Consider the following 16,631-nt stretch of genomic DNA (forward strand, 5'->3'; position numbering starts at 1 on the left):
TGAGTAGTCGCCCGGCCCCAGCGGATCAGACCTGACGCGCCTCGGCGATGGTCTGGTCCAGGGCGACGCCGGCACCGAACAGGCCCGGATACTCGGCGGTCACCAGCCAGGCCGGGATGTCCTTGAGGTAGGCGCTGCTGGTCTTGCCCTTGTCGGCGAAGGCATGGGCGAAGGCCCCGCTCTGGAAGCGCTCGACGAAGCGCGGCAGGATGCCGCCGGCGATGTAGACGCCACCCAGGGCGCCCAGGGTCAGGGCCGCGTTGCCGGCGACCCGCGCCAGCCAGATGAAGAACTGCTCCAGCACGGCGTCGGCATAGGGGTCACCCTTGAGCGCCAGCTCGCAGATGTCCGCCGCGCTGTGCAGGGCGGCGGTCCGGCCGTCCAGTTCGCAACTGGCGTGATAGAGGTTGACCAGGCCGCTGCCGGACACCACGCGCTCCGCGGAGACGTGATTGCCGAACTGGCGCTTGAGGATCTTCCAGATATCGAATTCGCGCTGGGTGTTGATCGGCAGGTCGACGTGACCGCCCTCGCTCGGCAGCACGATCCAGCGATCCTTGCCACTCGGTACCAGGCTGGCGAGACCCAGGCCGGTGCCCGGCCCGATCACCAGGCGCGGGCGGGTCGGCAAGGCGATGCCATCGCGCACCTGGACGGAGTCCGCCGGATCCAGGCGGGCGATCGCCCAGGCCATGGAGGTGAAGTCGTTGATCAGCAGCAGATGGGTCAGGCCCAGCTCGCGGCAGAACTGCTCGCGCTTGATCACCCAGTGATTGTTGGTGAAGCGGAAGTCACCCTCGCCCACCGGGCCCGCACAGGCGAGGCACACGGCGGTGATGTCATCCAGCGCCACGCCGCTCTGCGCCAGGTACTTGCGCACGGCGTCTTCCGGACAGGCGTAATCCGCACAGGCGAAGACCTCGATGGCCTCCAGGCGACCGTCGCGCCACAGGGCGAAGCGGGCATTGGTGCCCCCGATGTCGCCAACCAAAGCCAAACTCATTTCAGCGCCTCCAGGCTGGAAGTGAATGCACTGGCACCCGATTCAGCCGTGCTCATGGCGCCGCGCATGAAGGCGAACAACTCACGACCACAGCCTACCCCGGTGCCCTGGGGCGCTTCGACCGCCTCGCGGGCCATCCATTCGTCCGCCGGGACCAGAATCTTCAGCTCTCCGGTACGCCCATCGACGCGGATGAGATCGCCGTCACAGACCTTGGCCAGCGGACCGCCATCGATGGCTTCCGGGCAGACGTGGATCGCCGCCGGGACCTTGCCCGAGGCACCGGACATGCGGCCGTCGGTGACCAGCGCCACCTTGAAGCCGCGATCCTGCAGCACGCCGAGGTAGGGGGTGAGCTTGTGCAACTCGGGCATGCCCAGGGCCTTGGGCCCCTGGAAACGTACCACCGCGACGAAGTCGCGTTCCAGCTCACCGGCCTTGAAGGCAGCCGCCATTTCGCTCTGGTCATGGAAGACCCGCGCCTGGGCCTCCACCACCTGGTGCTTGGGCGCCACCGCCGACACCTTCATCACGCCACGCCCGAGGTTGCCCTGCATGACGCGCAGGCCGCCCTCCTCGTTGAACGGCCGGCTGGCCGGACGCAGGATGTCCTCGTCCAGGCTTTCGGCCCGGCCGGTGCGCCACTCCAGCTTGCCGTCCACCAGGAAGGGTTCCTGCAGATAGCGCGACAGGCCACGGCCCATGATGGTGTTGACGTCTTCGTGCAGCAGTCCGGCTTCGAGCAGGGTGTGCACCATGAAGTTGACGCCGCCGGCGGCATGGAAGTGGTTCACGTCGGCCTTGCCGTTGGGATAGACCTGGGCCAGGGTCGGGGTGACCGCAGAGATCTCGGCCATGTCGTCCCAGGTCAGCTGGATACCGGCGGCCTGGGCGATGGCCGGGATGTGCAGGGTGTGGTTGGTCGAGCCACCGGTGGCGCTCAGGGCTACCACCGAGTTGACGATGGACTTCTCGTCGACGATCTCGCCCAGCGGCATGAAGTTACCGCCCTGATGGGTGATGCGGGTCACCTGGCGCGCGGCCTCGCGGGTGAGTTCGTCACGCAGCGGGGTGTAGGGATTGACGAAGGAGGAACCCGGCAGGTGCAGGCCCATGACCTCCATCACCACCTGATTGGTGTTGGCGGTGCCATAGAAGGTGCAGGTGCCAGGGCTGTGGTAGGACTTCATCTCGGATTCAAGCAACTCTTCGCGAGTCGCCTTGCCCTCGGCGAAGGCCTGGCGCACGCGCGCCTTCTCCTTGTTGGAGATGCCCGATGGCATGGGGCCGCCCGGGACGAAGATCATCGGCAGATGGCCGAAGCGCAGCGCGCCGATCATCAGGCCGGGGATGATCTTGTCGCAGATGCCCAGCAGCAGCGCGGCGTCGAACATGTTGTGCGACAGGGCCACGGCGGTGGACATGGCGATGACTTCACGACTCGCCAGGCTGAGCTCCATGCCGGCCTCGCCCTGGGTCACGCCGTCGCACATGGCCGGCACGCCACCGGCGAACTGACCGACGGAGCCGATCTCGCGCAGCGCCTGCTTGATCAGCTCCGGATAGTGCTCATAGGGCTGGTGAGCCGACAACATGTCGTTGTAGCTGGAAACGATGGCGACGTTGGCCTGGTCCATCAAACGGAGGCGCTGCTTATCCGTCGAGGATCCACACCCGGCGACGCCATGGGCGAAATTGGCGCATTGCAGCTTGCCGCGCTGCGGACCGTCGCTGGCGGCGGCCCGGATCATAGCGAGGTAACGCTCACGGGTCGGACGACTGCGTTCCACCAACCGCTGTGTGACTTCGAGGACGCGAGGATGCATGGTTTCGATTCTCCACCGGGCTAAATTTGTTGTTATTTCAAACATTCACAGCCAAATTGGCGCTATTATTCCGCTTAGCACGCGTCATGTGTAATGTTTTTTACAACAAAACCCAGCTATCGCGAGGTTTCTCTCAATGAGTATTCGTATTGCCATCAATGGTTTTGGACGCATCGGCCGCAACGTGCTGCGGGCGCTGTATACCGAGGGCTATCGCCAGGACCTGGAGGTCGTCGCGATCAACGACCTCGGCGACGCCGCCATCAATGCGCATCTCCTACAGTATGACAGCGTTCATGACCGCTTCCCTGCCGAGGTGTCCGTCGAGGGCGACAAGCTGGTGGTCAATGGCGACCGCATCGCCGTGACGGCCATCCGCAACCCGGCCGAGCTGCCGTGGAAGGACCTGAAGGTCGACGTGGTGTTCGAATGCACCGGCCTCTTCACCAGCCGCGACAAGGCCGCTGCCCACCTGGAAGCCGGCGCCTCCAAGGTGATCATCTCGGCACCGGGCAAGGACGTGGACGCCACCATCGTCTATGGCGTCAACGACAACATCCTGCGCCAGTCGCACCAGATCATCTCCAACGCCTCCTGCACCACCAACTGCCTGGCGCCGGTCGCCCAGGTGCTGCAGCGCGAACTGGGTATCGAGAACGGTCTGATGACCACCATCCATGCCTACACCAACGACCAGAACCTGTCGGACGTCTACCACTCCGACCCCTTCCGGGCGCGTTCGGCCACCCAGTCGATGATCCCGACCAAGACCGGTGCCGCCGAAGCCGTGGGCCTGGTTCTGCCGGAGCTGCAAGGCAAGTTTAGCGGCATGGCGGTGCGGGTGCCGACCATCAACGTGTCGCTGGTCGATTTGACCATCCTGACCGCCAAGGAAACCGACGCCAAGACCATCAACGCCTTCATGAAGGCTGCGGCGGAAGCCTCGCCGGTACTGGGCTACAACGACAAGCCGCTGGTCTCCATCGACTTCAACCACAACCGCCTGTCGTCGATCTTCGACGCCAACCACACCAAGGTGAGCGGCAAGCTGGTGAAGATCATGGCCTGGTACGACAACGAGTGGGGCTTCTCCAACCGTATGCTCGATACCTGCAAGGCGCTGGTCAACGCGCCTGCCTGAGGCCTTCAGGTCGTGCAGAAAAAGCGCCTTCGGGCGCTTTTTTAGTTTTGCGCAGGCCTGTCGGGCCTCGCTGCGCTCGGCGCCAACCTACGAGAGCGTGGAAACGTAGGAACCCGAAGCGTGGAAAACGGCGCAGCCTTTTCCGCTCGGGCATGCCCCGTAAGCCCTGCCCTCACCCAAGCCCTCTCCCACAGGGAGAGGGGGTTGATCGAGCGAGGGGTCGTCTTCCGGCTGGAAAGGGCGGTTCCGCGGGTAGCTTGAGTTGAGCAGCGCGAAGCCCAACAGGCCTGACTCAACCCTCATCCTCCTCGTCCGCCGCCTGGCGCAGGTCGTCGAAATCGGTCTTGAGGCCGGTTTCCATGGCGTCCAGCTCGGTGAGCAGGGTACGGAAGCTGGTGCGCTCCGGAATCACCAGCGTGCCCTCCTCTTCCGTCGGCTCCCCTACCTCCAGCGCCGCCAGGCTCAGCTCGGGGTCCTCCAGCACCGAGGCCGGTTCGGGTTCCAGCTGGCGCACCTCGGCCAGGGGCGGCAGCTGGTCGAGGCTGCGCAGGTCGAAGTAGTCGAGAAAGGTCCTGGTGGTGGCGAACATTGCCGGGCGGCCGGGCACGTCGCGATAGCCGACCACGCGGATCCAGTCGCGCTCCAGCAGCGTCTTGACGATCTGGCTGTTGACCGCCACCCCGCGCACCTCCTCGATCTCACCGCGGGTGATCGGCTGGCGATAGGCGATCAGCGCCAGGGTCTCCAGCATGGCACGGGAATAGCGCGGCGGACGCTCCTCCCAAAGTCGCCCGACCCAGGGTGCGTACTTTTCGCGCACCTGCAGGCGATAGCCGGAGGCCACTTCCTTGAGTTCGAAGCCGCGCTTGCGGCAGGACCCGCCGAGCACGGCGAGCCCCGCCCGCAGATGCGCGGGCTCGGGGCGTTCGTACTCTTCGAAGAGTTCGGCCAGGCGTTCCAGGGTCAGGGGCCTGCCAGCGGCGAGCAGGATGGCTTCCAGCAGGGGCGCCAGTTGCTTGGGATCGGTGTAGTTCATGGGCGGCGATGATACGGCCGGGCGCGGGTCACGCCAAATCCAACCGGCCACCGGATGGCGAGATCCGTGGGGTCTTTGACCTTGTCGCCAGACTGGTGGCCAGGGCATCCTCGGCAGATCGCTACGGAGAGCCATCCATGCCGCTGATCGCTGCCCTGCTATACCCCGACGTCATGAGTCTGGACGTCACCGGCCCGCTGCAGGTATTCGCCTCGGCCAATCTGGAACGGGAACGCCAGGGCCTGCCCGCCTGCTATCAGTTGCGCCTGCTGGGCGCCGCCGAGGGGCTGGTCAGGACTTCGGCCGGTATCAGTATCCAGGCCGAACAGAGCTGGTACGACCTCGACGTGGGCGAGGTGGATACCCTGTTGATCCCCGGCGGCATAGGCATCGAGACGCTAGGCCAGGATGCCGGCCTGCAGGCCTGGCTGCGCGATCTGGAACCCCGGGTGCGACGGGTCGGCTCGGTGTGTTCCGGTGCCCTGCTGCTGGCCAGCGCCGGTCTGCTGAACGGTCGCCGCGCCACCACTCACTGGGCCTATGTCGACGAACTGGCGGCCTTTCCGGCCATCGAGGTCCAGGGCGATCGCCTGCATACCTACGACCCCCTGGGGCGCGATGGCGATCCCCATGTCTTTACCTCGGCTGGCGTCACCGCCGGCATCGACCTGGCCCTGGCACTGGTGGAAGCCGATCTCGGACGTCCGCTGGCGCTGGCGGTGGCGCGCCGGCTGGTGATGTTCCTGCGCCGTCCCGGCGGCCAGGCGCAATTCAGCGCCTGTCTGGCGCCCGATCCGGGACGGACGCCACGGCTGGCCGCCCTGCTCGACTGGATTCCCGGTCACCTGGGGGAAGACCTGGGGCTAGAGCGCCTGGCCGAGCGTGCCCATATGGCACCGCGCACCCTGTCGCGCCTGTTCAACCGCGAGGTCGGCATGGGCCCGGGCCGCTATGTCGAGCAGGTCCGCCTGGAGACGGCGCGGGTGCTCCTGCAGGACGGCCAGGCCTCCATCGCCACGGTCTCGCGCCTGTGCGGCTTCGGCCATCCGGAAAATCTCCGGCGTACCTTTCACAAGCACCTGGCGGTCAGCCCCCAGGACTACGCGGCGCGCTTTGGCGCCTGATCAGGGAGAGACAGCCATGCTGGACATGCGGACCTCGTGCGAACACTGTGCCAAGGCCTTGCCGATGGAGAGCGAGGAGGCGGTGATCTGCTCCTATGAGTGCACCTTTTGCGCAGCGTGCGCTGCGGGGCCGTTGCAGCGGCGCTGTCCGAATTGCCAGGGGGAGTTGGTAAGACGGCCGCGGCGGGTACACAAGGACCAGGTGGCTTGAATTGCCGCCATGGGTCGCTCCTGCCGGCCGCCGCAGGTTGGGTTGAGCACAGCGAAGCCCATCAGGTGCCCGAGGTCGGCGACGTTGGGCTTCGACGATAGAGCCGTCTCAACCCAACCTACGTCTATAGCCGTCACGGCCGCGATGGGCTCGCGCCAAAACCATCGCCCTTACCGCAGCAACCCCGCCTCCGCGCGGATCGGCTCCGGCGTAGGCTCGCCCAGCAGATCCAGCACGGCGATCTCCAGGCCACGACTCAGGGCGTCCAGCGGCAGGTGGTTGGGCTGGGTGCCGAAAGGGTCGGCGATCTGGTCGCCCAGGGCGTCCAGGCCGAAGAAGGTGTAAGCCAGCACCAGCACCGCCAGCGGCGTGAACCAGCCCAGGCTGTCCACCAGGCAGAACGGCAGCAGGAAGCAATAGACGTGCACCACCCGGTGCAGCATCAGGATGTACGGATAGGGAATGGGCGTCTGGCGGATGCGCTCGCAGCCGCTGAGCACCGCGGTCAGCCGGTCCAGCTGGTTATCGACGTTGGCGATCAGTGGATCGCCGAGCCCTTCCTGCCGTGCCCGGGCAACCAGCGTCGTGCCAAGCCGGCGGATCAGCGCACTGGGTCGGTGAGGCGCGGCGAGCAGGCTCTCCTCTCCCGCCAGCACCCGTTGCAGATCGGCAGACGGCGCCTCACGGCGCAGGTGGTCACGCAGCGCATAACCGAAGGCCAGCAGCGGGGTCAGCAACTGGCGGCGCTCGGCCGCGTTCAGCCCGGGTAGCAGGGTCTCGACCTGGCGCGCCAGATTGCGTCCGGCGATCAGCAGCTCGCCCCACAGGCCGCGCGCCCCCCAGAAGCGCTGGTAGGCGGTGGTGTTGCGAAAGCCGAGGAAGATCGCCAGGGTCAGGCCCCAGAGGGTCAGGGGCGTGGTGGTGAGGCCGAAGTCGAAGCGCAGGACGAAACCATGGCTCAGGGTCACCGCCAGGCTCAGCAGCATCACATAGAGCAGCTTGGGCCAGATCGCCTGGACGATGGAGCCGCGCACCGTGAACAGCAATTCGCGCAGCGAGGGATTCTGGGGACGGGTGATCACAGGGGTACTCTCGCGTGAAGTTCTGGCTTCGACGCCGCCCGCGCGCGACAGTGCCGGCCCCCCCGGCGGGTCAGGGTCCGAACAGCACCCCGACCAGCGCTCCGCCGGCCAGCAGCCACAGCGGGTGCCAGCGCGTGAACAGCGAGCCCAGGGCGCCGGCCGCCAGGATCAGCACCCACAGCGGCGCGGTGGCCACGCTCGCGCCCACCAGCCAGGCGCTGGCCGCCACCAGGCCGACGGTGACCGGCACCAGGCCGGCCTGCAGGTGACGGCGCCAGGGGCGATCGGCGAAGCGCTGCCAGAGGTGCAGCACGCCCAGGGTCAACAGCGAGGACGGCACGAACTTGGCCAGGGAGGTCACCAGCAGCCCTGGCCAGCCGGCCACATGCCAGCCGATCAGCGGTACGATCATCAGATTGGGACCGGGCGCGGCCTGGGCCAGGGCGAACAGCGCGGCGAAGTCGGCGGCGCTCATCCAGCCATGCACGGTCACCACCTGGCGCTGCATCTCCGGCAGCACCGAGTTGCCACCGCCGAAGGCCAGCAGCGACAGCTGGGTGAAGATCAGCGCCAGCGCCAGCAGGGTCGTACTCATAGGCCCTGCCGATAGCTGAGCAGCACGCTGATGGGAGTGAGCACCAGCATGGTCCAGAGCAGTGGCAGCTTGAGCAGCGCCAGGGCCAGAAAGGCCAGGCAGGCGATGCCCAGGGCCAGCCAGCGCCCGCGCAGGGGCTGGACGAGCTTGACCGCCATGGCCACCAGCAGCCCGGCCGCCGCCGCGGCGAGCCCGGCGAAGGCGCGACCCACCAGGGGATCGTCATGGTAGCGGTCGTAGAGCACGCCCAGGCCGACCACCACCAGGGTCGGCCCCACCAGCAGCCCGGCGGCAGCGGCCAGGGCGCCGCTCCAGCCGGCAAATCTCATGCCCACCGCCACTGAGAGATTGATGATGTTGCCGCCCGGCAGGAACTGGCAGAGGCCGAGCAATTCGGTGAACTCCTCCGCCGACAGCCAGCGCCGCTTCTCCACCAGGTAGCGTCGCGCCAGTGGCAGCACCCCACCGAAGGCCGTGATGCCCAGGCCGAAGAAGCCAAGAAATAGATCGCGGCGCCGCGGCCGGTTCGAGGGGGAGTCGTTATCCATGGGCAGGTGTTCGTCAGATCCAGAGCGACAACAATAGCGTACCTGCAAGGCCGGTGACGGAAACGAGGGTCTGCTTGAGCTCCAGGCCGAAGTATTCGCGCACCATCCAGAAGCCGGCGTCATTGACGTGGCAGAGGAACACCGAGCCGGCGCCGATGGCCAAGGCGATCAACGAGGCCTGGGGGCCAGCCCGGCCACCACCGGCACCCAGGCCGGCGATGAAGACACCGATGAGGATGGACAGGAAAGGTGGCAGCCGGGTGACGCCAAGGAGCAGGACGCTGGCCAGGATAGCGGCTAGACAGCAGAAGATCAGCCGTGTGTCGTGGGCGACCCAGGCGAGCGCGGCAGCATCCACCGGTGGCTACCTGTAACCTATTGTTTCAGGATTACCTCAACGAAACGCCACCCAAGGTACGACGCAAATCGAAATAAAGCCTGTCCCTTATTGCACTTAGCGTGCGAACCTCAGCCGTTTCCCACGATCCAAACTGCGGTCGGTCGTGACCGAATCCCCTTCCCTTTTGCTCGCAGGCGGTTGGCATGAACGAAACCTCTACTCTCTGGCAGCAGACCCTCGCCCAGTTCCGCGACGGTACCGGCTCCACCCTGCCCACGCCGGGCAGTGGCGCGGCGGCCACCGTGGCGGCCTGCCTGGGTGTCGCGCTGATCCTCAAGGGCCTGAAGCTCAGCCAGCAGCGCCAGCCGGTGACCCGCCATGCCGACCTGATCGCCGTGGGCGAGCGCCTGCAGGAAGCGCTGAGCACCTGCGCCGATGCCGACGTCCAGGCCTTCGCCAACTACCTGGAAGCCGATCGTCAGGCCAGCGGCGCCACCGCGGAGGGCGAACGCCGCCAGCAGGCGCTCAACCTGGCCGCGGCCAACGCCGTGCAGATCCCCATCGCCACCGCCCAACTGTGCCTGGAAGCCCTGGATCTCGCCGTCATCGCCACGCCGCTCACCGTCGAACCGCTGCGCAGCGATACCCTGGCTGGCGGCCGCCTGGTGCATGGCGCCCTGGGCGCGGTGCTCACCACGGTGGACGCCGATCGCAACGGCCTGAAATCCGGCGATGCCCGCGAAGCCGCCCGGCAGATGCGCGACAAGCTCAGGCAACAGGCCGACCAGCGCCTGGCCCAGCTGAGCGCCACCCCTGTCCCGCCGGCCATGGGCTGAGGGCCGGTGCTGGCCCGCTTGGGCTGGGTCCTACGCGGATTCCAGCGACGTTTGTGGTTTCGCGCCACGCTGTTCTCGGTCGCCGGGGTGGCGACCGCTCTCCTCGCCCTGCTCCTGCGCGACCATATCCCGGCGACGCTGCCGGCCAAGGTCGGCGCCGATGCCGTCGACAAGATCCTCACCATCATCGCCAGCAGCATGCTGGCGGTGACCACCTTTTCCCTGAGCACCATGGTGACGGCCTACAACGCCGCCGCCAGCAGCGTGACGCCCCGTGCCTATCCGCTGCTGCTGGAAGACAGCACCACCCAGAACGCCCTGGCTACCTTTCTCGGCTCCTTCCTGTTCAGCCTGGTCGGCATCATCGCCCTGAGCACCGGCCTCTACGGCGACAACGGCCGGGTGGTGCTCTTTGCCGTGACCCTGGTGGTGATCCTGCTGATCGTCTTCACCCTGCTGCGCTGGATCGACCATCTGTCGCGACTGGGCCAACTGGACGCCACCAGCGACAGCATCGAAGACGCCGCCAGACACAGCCTGCAGCGCTGGCTGACCCATCCCTACCTGGGTGGGGCGGCGGCGCCCGTCGATGAGCCCGCCCGTGGCCGCCCGGTCATGGCCGACCGCACCGGCTATCTGCAACGGGTGGACATGCCGCTGCTGGCGGACCTTTGCGGCGACCAGGGTCGCCTGCGCCTGGCCGTCCTGCCCGGGGCCTTCCTCGATCCGGCGCAGCCGTTGCTGTGGGTCGAGGGCCTGCCTCCGGAGAAGGACGAGCGCCTGCGCACCGCCTTCACCCTGGATGCCCGCCGGATACACGACCAGGATCCGCGCTTCGGCCTGACGGTGCTGGGCGAGATCGCCACCGGGGCGCTGGTGCCCTCGCGCAGCGATTCGGGTACCGCCATCGCCATCCTCGGTCGCGCGCAACGGCTGCTGACCGCCCTCACCGAAAGACGCGAGCCGGTCGAGCCGCGCTATCCGCGGATCGAGGTACCGGACCTGTCGCTGGACGATCTGTTCGACGACTTCTTCCTGCCGGTGGGGCGCGATGCGGCGCCGCTGGTGGAAGTGGGCATGCGCTTGCAGAAATCCCTCGCGCGCCTGGCGGTCCAGGGCGATGCGCGGATCAGGCGCGAGTGCCTGCGGCATTCGCGCCTGGCATTGGCCCGGGCCGAGGCCGCCCTTGGCCAGGCCGAAGACCGCGTCATCCTCCAGCAATTGGCCGCGGACGTCGAACGCCTGTGCACGGCGCGCTAGCAGTGCGTGGCTAGCGCGACCAGGCCGGATCGGTGGTGAAGGCGATGGTCAGCCAGCGGTCCGGACCCTCGCCGCCGATGGCCTCGCCGATCTGGTCGCGGAGGGCGTCCCATTCGTCCAGGGTCTTGGCCGGCCACCCCAGCGGCACGATGAAGTACAGCTCGATCTGCCGCGCCCGTCCGACCTTGGCCACATAGGCGCGATAGTCGAGAAAGCCGAAGCGCGTGACCATGCCCCGGGCGACTTCATCGACCTGCTGCTTGAGCGCCGGCGGGGTCACCATGAGGATCTCGCTGAAGGCCTGCCAGACCAGCTTCAGCGGGATGGGAATGATCAGCACGCAGATGATCGACAGCACCAGGGGATCGATGTAGGGCGTGATCCAGGCGTAGGCCGTGCCCTGGGCCAGGGCGCCGACCAGGAAGGCCACCACCAGGGCAGCCGAGATGCTGCCCGACATGATCCAGCTCTTGATGTCGAGCCTGAGGAAGTCCGACTGGATGTCGCGGTTCAGCCGGTGCACGAGGGCGGCAAAACCAAAGCAGCTCAGGGCCGCGACCAGCGCATAGAGCAGCGCCATGCCGAACGCCAGGGCCTTGCCGCCACTCATCAGGCTGATGATCGAGTTGACCAGCGCATAACAGGCCACGATGCACAGCACGCTGCCATTGAGGGCCAGGACCATGGGTTCGAGGTGCCAGAAACCCATGTTGAAGCGCTCGGCCAGCCGCCGATCGCCCTCCGGTTCCTGCGCATGCCGGTGGATCAGCATGGCCACCAGCAGCGCCACACCGCTCATGAAGGCGTCGGTCAGCGAATAGAAGCCGTCGAAGACAATGGCGTAGGAGCCGGACAACACCCCGAAGGCGATACCCACGACCGCCAGCAGCACCGTGACGGCAATGGAAAAGCGCAGCACCGTGCGCTCGTTGCTCAGGCGTTTCAACATGCTCGACTCCGGTTACCGATCGCCGCCAGGCATGGCGAACAGGTTCAATTCAGGCCAAGGATAGAGGTCGCCAGGCCAACCTGCATGGGCAGTCCGGCAAGGCTTCGCTGCGCGGACGCAATCAGAAGCCGGCAGCCTTCGGGTGTACACTGCACCGGTGCTTTTTTTCTCCCGGGATCTCAGGCAACCGCCGCTCCCGGACCGCGGAATCCTCAACGGCGACCCACCATGATCGAAGTTACCGAACGCTCCATCGCCGAGTTGCGTCGCGCACTCGAAACCGGCCAGACCACTGCGGTGCAACTGGTCGAGGCCTACCTGGCCCGGATCGACGCCTACGACCCGCCCGCCAGCGCCACGGCGCTCAACGCCGTGGTGGTACGCAACCCCGAGGCCCTGGCCGAAGCCGCCGCGTCCGACCGTCGCCGCGCCCGCGGCGAGACCCTGGGACCGCTGGACGGCATCCCCTACACCGCCAAGGACAGCTACCTGGTCAAGGGCCTCACCGCCGCCTCCGGCAGTCCGGCCTTCAAGGACCTGGTCGCCCAGCGCGACGCCTTCACCGTCGAACGGCTGCGCGCCGCCGGTGCCATCTGCCTGGGCAAGACCAACATGCCGCCCATGGCCAACGGCGGCATGCAGCGCGGCGTCTATGGCCGCGCCGAAAGCCCCTACAACGCCGGCTACCTGACCGCGCCCTTCGCCTCCGGGTCCTCCAATGGCGCCGGCACCGCCACCGCGGCCAGTTTCGCCGCCTTCGGCCTGGCCGAGGAGACCTGGTCCAGCGGGCGCGGCCCTGCGTCCAACAACGGCCTGTGCGCCTACACCCCCTCGCGCGGGGTCATCTCGGTACGCGGCAACTGGCCGCTGACACCGACCATGGACGTGGTGGTGCCCTATGCCCGCACCATGGCTGATCTGCTGGAGGTGCTCGACGTGGTAGTGGCGGACGATCCCGACACCTCCGGCGACCTCTGGCGCCTGCAACCCTGGGTGCCGCTGCCACTGGCCTCGGCGGTACGCCCGGCGTCCTATCCCGCCCTGGCCGCCGGCCCCAATGCCCTCGCCGGCAAGCGCCTGGGCGTGCCGCGCATGTTCATCAACCAGGATCCGGACGCCGGCACCAGCGAGCATCCCGGCATCGGCGGACCCACCGGTCAGCGCATCCAGACCCGCGCCTCGGTGATCGCCCTCTGGGAACAGGCCCGCGCGGCGCTGGAAGCCGCCGGTGCCAGCGTGATCGAGGTGGACTTCCCGCTGGTCTCCAATTGCGAAGGCGACCGCCCCGGCGCGCCCACGGTGTTCAACCGCGGGATCGTCTCCAAAGAGTTTCTCCATGACGAACTCTGGGACCTGTCCGCCTGGGGCTTCGACACCTTTCTGCGCGACAACGACGATCCCAGGCTCAATCGCCTGGTGGACGTCGAAGGCGAGCTGATCTTTCCCCACGAGCCCGGCACCCTGCCCAATCGGGAAGGCGACCTGGCCGCCGGCATGGCCGAATACGTGCGCATGGCCGAACGGGGGCTCAAGACCCTGGAGCAGATCACCAGCCTCCCCGACGGCCTGCGCGGCCTGGAACGGACGCGCAAGCTGGACCTGGAAGACTGGCTGGAGGCCCAGGGCCTGGACGCCGTGCTCTTTCCCACCGTGGCCGACGTGGCGCCGGCGGATGCCGAGATCAGTCCCGCCTCGGCCGACATCGCCTGGAGCAATGGCGTCTGGGTCGCCAACGGCAACCTCGCCATCCGCCACCTGGGCGTGCCGACCGTCACCGTGCCCATGGGCGTGATGGCCGACATCGGCATGCCGGTGGGTCTGACCTTCGCCGGTCGCGCCTATGACGACACCCACCTGCTCCGCCTGGCCGCCGCCTATGAGGCGACCGGCTCCAAGCGCCAGGTACCGCCGCGGACGCCGCCGCTGGTGGGCTGAGCGGAGACGGTGTGGACGCTGACCGCCCGGCGTCATTTGGCGGCCGGAACCGGCTCGTGACCTCTGGCGGTAAGGCGTGCTAACCGGAGTGTCCAGTCGCGCGCCGGTTATGCGGACGCCGCCAGCGGCCTAAGGTGGATTCCAGGCGGGTGCCGTTCGCCGGCGCCCACCTCATCCCGTCCTCTGCGAGCATTCCGCCATGAATCCAGCCAAGCGTCTTACCGGCAGCGTGCTGCTGTCGCTCACCGTCCTGAGTGGTCCCTGGAACGGTGTCGCAACCGCTGAATCCACCCCTGAACGCCACCAGCGCCTGGTCGAAGACGCCTTCGCGAACTGGCGCGCGGGCCGCGGCAGTCTCTTCGACGACCTGCTCTCGCCCGACGTGGTCTGGACCATCCAGGGCAGCGGGCAGGCGGCGGGCACCTACCACGGCCGCGAGGACTTTCTGCAGCGCGCCGTACGCCCCTTCGCGCAGCGCCTGGCCACGCCCATCGTGCCTCGGGTCCAGGGTATCTGGGCAAGCGAAGACCACGTCGTGGTGCGCTGGAAGGGCACGGCCACGGCGCGTGATGGCGCGCCCTATCGCAACGAATACGTCTGGATCTTCAAGATGGCCGGGGAACGTGCGACCCAGGTCGAGGCCTTTCTCGATCTCGTCCCCTATCAGGACGTCATCGACCGCATCGCGCTGGCAGACCCCTCCCCCGCCACAGCCACCGGTAAACGACAGGCGCCCTGACGACACGCCCGTGCGATCACGGCGCAAGACACCTGGCTCAGGCGACGCCGCGACCAGGGGGCCGCTGGCCGTCCCACAGTGTCATCGCCATTGCGATGGCGCCCTCGATGACCGGTAACGCTACCCCATCCCGCGCCATGGGTGAGATGCCCAGCAGAAAGCCTTCGAACAGCGTCGCCAGGGCCTGAGCGTCGGTGCCTTGCGCGAGGTCGCCGCCGACGATACCGCGCCTGACGCAGGCCAGCAGCCCGGCGCGGATCCGGGCGCGGGCCTCGCGCAGGGGCAGCGACAGGCTGGAGTCCTCCTCCGCATAGGAGCCCAGGGTGCCGAGCGCCACCAGGCAGCCCTTGGGCAGGCGCTCATCGCATTGCATCCGCGCAGAGCGCGACAGGGCCGAGGCGATTGCCTCCCGGGGTGCCAGGGTCTCGTCGAACAGCGGATCGTTCACCCGGCCATGGGTCTCCATGTAGCGGGCGACCACCTCCTTGAACAGCGCCTCCTTCGAACCGAAGGCCGCATAGAAGCTGGGCGCGGTGATGCCACCGCCGATTGCCGCCTTGAGCCGACTCAGGGACGTCGCCTCATAGCCATACCGCCAGAACAGCAGCAGCGCGTCATCGATTGCCTGAGTCCGGTCGAAGGACCGGGGACGCCCCACCTGAGCCACAGCCGTACTCCTCGTCAGATTCGATTTTTATACTAGACGATACAGAATTCATTGACCAGCCAGAGCAGCTGCTGCTTAGATATATACCGATCGATACATATCTAAGGAGTTTACCCGTGACCGCGACCCCCGATCCTGAACGCCTGCCAGTCGCCGCGCTGCTGGCGCTGGCCATGACCGGCTTCATCTGCATCATGACCGAGACGCTGCCCGCCGGCCTGCTCCCCGAGATCGCCCAGGGACTCCAGGTCTCCCCTGCCCTGGCCGGGCAGACGGTGACCGCCTATGCCGCCGGCTCTTTGACCGCCGCCATCCCCCTCACCTTGGCAACGGCGCGCTGGCGGCGGCGCCGGGTGCTGCTGGCGACGATCCTGGGCTTTCTGCTGTTCAACACCCTCACCGCGCTCTCCTCCAGCTATGCGCTGACGCTGATCGCCCGCTTCGCCGCCGGGGCCGCGGCCGGCCTGGCCTGGAGTCTGCTGGCCGGCTATGCCCGGCGCATGGTGGTGCCGCGCCTGCAAGGACGGGCGATGGCCATCGCCATGATCGGCACACCGGTCGCCCTGTCCCTGGGCGTGCCCCTGGGGACCTGGCTCGGTGGTCTGCTGGGCTGGCGGCTGGCCTTCGCCTGGATGTCCGCCCTCACCCTCGGCCTGATCGTCTGGGTCCTGGCCAAGGTGCCCGACTATCCTGGGCAAGCCGAGGGCCAGCGCCTGCCACTGCGCGAGGTGTTCGCCACGCCTGGCATTCGCGCCATCCTCGGCGTGGTCTTTACCTGGATGCTGGCCCACAACCTGCTCTACACCTATATCGCGCCCTTCGTTGCCCAGGCCGGCCTGGGCGCTCAGGTCGACCGGGTGCTGCTGACCTTCGGGGTGGCCTCGCTGGCGGGGATCTGGATCACCGGGCGGATCGTCGATCACAGCCTGCGGCGGGCCGTGCTGGCGAGTCTTGCCGGCTTCGCCGTGATCGCGCTGCTGCTGGGGCTCAATCGTGACTCGGCGCTGCTGCAGTACCTGGGTGTCTTTGGTTGGGGCCTGACCTTTGGCGGCGCGGCCACCCTGCTGCAGACCGCCCTGGCGGATACGGCGGGGAGAGGTGCCGATGCAGCGCTGGCGATGAACGTGGTGACCTGGAACAGCGCCATCGCTGGGGGCGGCATCCTCGGCGGGCTGTTGCTGGATGGCATCGGCCCCCAGGCCCTGAGCTGGGCCGTGGTGGCGCTCTCCCTGGGCGCCCTGGCCATCGCCGCCAATGCCCGGCGCCACGGCTTTCCCGCCGGCACCCGGGCGAGCGGTACCCCCGTCCTGGGTCACTGACCGTCCGCGCGGGCGCCCTG

Annotated in this window: 16 protein-coding genes and 1 pseudogene; 8 read left to right on the top strand and 9 right to left on the bottom strand. The window is 67.6% G+C overall.

Annotation, left to right across the window (positions count from 1 at the left end; all coding sequences use genetic code 11):
- Positions 1 to 25: 25 nt before the first annotated feature.
- Both QE393_RS10025 and edd read right to left on the bottom strand, forming a co-directional pair.
- Positions 26 to 1,003, bottom strand: coding sequence for a glucokinase (locus tag QE393_RS10025; protein WP_133860875.1), 978 nt, complete (start codon positions 1,001 to 1,003; stop codon positions 26 to 28).
- Entirely contained in the window at positions 1,000 to 2,829 is a 1,830-nt protein-coding gene (edd, locus tag QE393_RS10030) for a phosphogluconate dehydratase (protein WP_310043256.1), read from the bottom strand. The genes QE393_RS10025 and edd overlap by 4 nt, the downstream gene beginning before the upstream one ends.
- Positions 2,830 to 2,965: 136 nt before the next feature.
- On the opposite strand from edd, the gene gap reads away from it, so the two are divergent.
- A complete protein-coding gene (gap, locus tag QE393_RS10035) occupies positions 2,966 to 3,970 on the top strand; it encodes a type I glyceraldehyde-3-phosphate dehydrogenase (RefSeq protein ID WP_017641313.1) in 1,005 nt (334 codons plus the stop codon).
- 292 nt (positions 3,971 to 4,262) lie between these two features.
- Here the strand turns inward: gap and scpB are convergent, their stop codons facing one another.
- Positions 4,263 to 5,006: an SMC-Scp complex subunit ScpB gene (scpB, locus tag QE393_RS10040; protein WP_273806200.1), complete on the bottom strand. Its 744-nt coding sequence runs from the start codon at positions 5,004 to 5,006 to the stop codon at positions 4,263 to 4,265.
- Positions 5,007 to 5,143: 137 nt separating this feature from the next.
- On the opposite strand from scpB, the gene QE393_RS10045 reads away from it, so the two are divergent.
- Together QE393_RS10045 and QE393_RS10050 are read left to right on the top strand one after the other, a co-directional pair.
- Complete coding sequence (locus QE393_RS10045; protein WP_310043259.1) at positions 5,144 to 6,130, top strand: DJ-1/PfpI family protein; 987 nt, start codon at positions 5,144 to 5,146, stop codon at positions 6,128 to 6,130.
- 25 nt (positions 6,131 to 6,155) lie between these two features.
- The gene (locus QE393_RS10050; protein WP_273806328.1) at positions 6,156 to 6,341 is read left to right on the top strand and encodes a DUF1272 domain-containing protein; all 186 of its coding nucleotides are present in this window, start codon (positions 6,156 to 6,158) and stop codon (positions 6,339 to 6,341) included.
- Between the two features lie 170 nt (positions 6,342 to 6,511).
- On the opposite strand, the gene QE393_RS10055 is transcribed toward QE393_RS10050, so the two are convergent.
- The 4 genes and pseudogenes from QE393_RS10055 to QE393_RS10070 form a co-directional block, all read right to left on the bottom strand.
- Positions 6,512 to 7,423, bottom strand: a complete 912-nt coding sequence (locus QE393_RS10055; protein ID WP_310043260.1) for a bestrophin family ion channel — start codon at positions 7,421 to 7,423, stop codon at positions 6,512 to 6,514.
- 70 nt (positions 7,424 to 7,493) lie between these two features.
- Positions 7,494 to 8,018, bottom strand: a complete 525-nt coding sequence (locus QE393_RS10060; RefSeq protein WP_273806197.1) for a chromate transporter — start codon at positions 8,016 to 8,018, stop codon at positions 7,494 to 7,496.
- On the bottom strand, positions 8,015 to 8,566 hold the full coding sequence (locus QE393_RS10065; RefSeq protein WP_273806196.1) for a chromate transporter: 552 nt from the start codon (positions 8,564 to 8,566) through the stop codon (positions 8,015 to 8,017). Before QE393_RS10065 ends, QE393_RS10060 begins: the two co-directional genes overlap by 4 nt.
- A gap of 13 nt (positions 8,567 to 8,579) precedes the next feature.
- Positions 8,580 to 8,762, bottom strand: a pseudogene (locus tag QE393_RS10070) (gluconate transporter); the annotation flags it as partial.
- 347 nt (positions 8,763 to 9,109) lie between these two features.
- Here QE393_RS10070 and QE393_RS10075 point away from each other — a divergent pair.
- Both QE393_RS10075 and QE393_RS10080 read left to right on the top strand, forming a co-directional pair.
- Entirely contained in the window at positions 9,110 to 9,742 is a 633-nt protein-coding gene (locus QE393_RS10075; protein ID WP_133860885.1) for a cyclodeaminase/cyclohydrolase family protein, read from the top strand.
- A 6-nt stretch (positions 9,743 to 9,748) separates the two neighbouring features.
- A complete protein-coding gene (locus QE393_RS10080; protein ID WP_405046242.1) occupies positions 9,749 to 11,002 on the top strand; it encodes a DUF2254 domain-containing protein in 1,254 nt (417 codons plus the stop codon).
- Positions 11,003 to 11,012: 10 nt separating this feature from the next.
- On the opposite strand, the gene QE393_RS10085 is transcribed toward QE393_RS10080, so the two are convergent.
- Positions 11,013 to 11,951, bottom strand: a complete 939-nt coding sequence (locus QE393_RS10085; protein ID WP_273806194.1) for a cation diffusion facilitator family transporter — start codon at positions 11,949 to 11,951, stop codon at positions 11,013 to 11,015.
- Between the two features lie 228 nt (positions 11,952 to 12,179).
- Here QE393_RS10085 and QE393_RS10090 point away from each other — a divergent pair, with 228 nt between their 5' ends.
- Both QE393_RS10090 and QE393_RS10095 read left to right on the top strand, forming a co-directional pair.
- Positions 12,180 to 13,886 carry an amidase gene (locus QE393_RS10090; RefSeq protein WP_273806193.1) on the top strand — a complete coding sequence of 569 codons (1,707 nt, stop codon included), beginning with the start codon at positions 12,180 to 12,182 and terminating at the stop codon, positions 13,884 to 13,886.
- 199 nt (positions 13,887 to 14,085) lie between these two features.
- On the top strand, positions 14,086 to 14,625 hold the full coding sequence (locus tag QE393_RS10095; protein ID WP_310043266.1) for a nuclear transport factor 2 family protein: 540 nt from the start codon (positions 14,086 to 14,088) through the stop codon (positions 14,623 to 14,625).
- A gap of 37 nt (positions 14,626 to 14,662) precedes the next feature.
- Here QE393_RS10095 and QE393_RS10100 read toward each other — a convergent pair whose 3' ends face one another.
- On the bottom strand, positions 14,663 to 15,292 hold the full coding sequence (locus tag QE393_RS10100) for a TetR/AcrR family transcriptional regulator (protein ID WP_273806191.1): 630 nt from the start codon (positions 15,290 to 15,292) through the stop codon (positions 14,663 to 14,665).
- Between the two features lie 173 nt (positions 15,293 to 15,465).
- Between QE393_RS10100 and QE393_RS10105 the strand changes: the two genes are divergently transcribed.
- Positions 15,466 to 16,611 (top strand): MFS transporter, encoded by a 1,146-nt coding sequence (locus QE393_RS10105; RefSeq protein ID WP_310045624.1) that lies wholly within the window; start codon positions 15,466 to 15,468, stop codon positions 16,609 to 16,611.
- Positions 16,612 to 16,631: the final 20 nt, after the last annotated feature.

This window comes from Pseudomonas sp. SORGH_AS_0211 (assembly GCF_031453455.1).
Classification (GTDB): Bacteria; Pseudomonadota; Gammaproteobacteria; order Pseudomonadales; family Pseudomonadaceae; genus Chryseomonas; species Chryseomonas aestiva.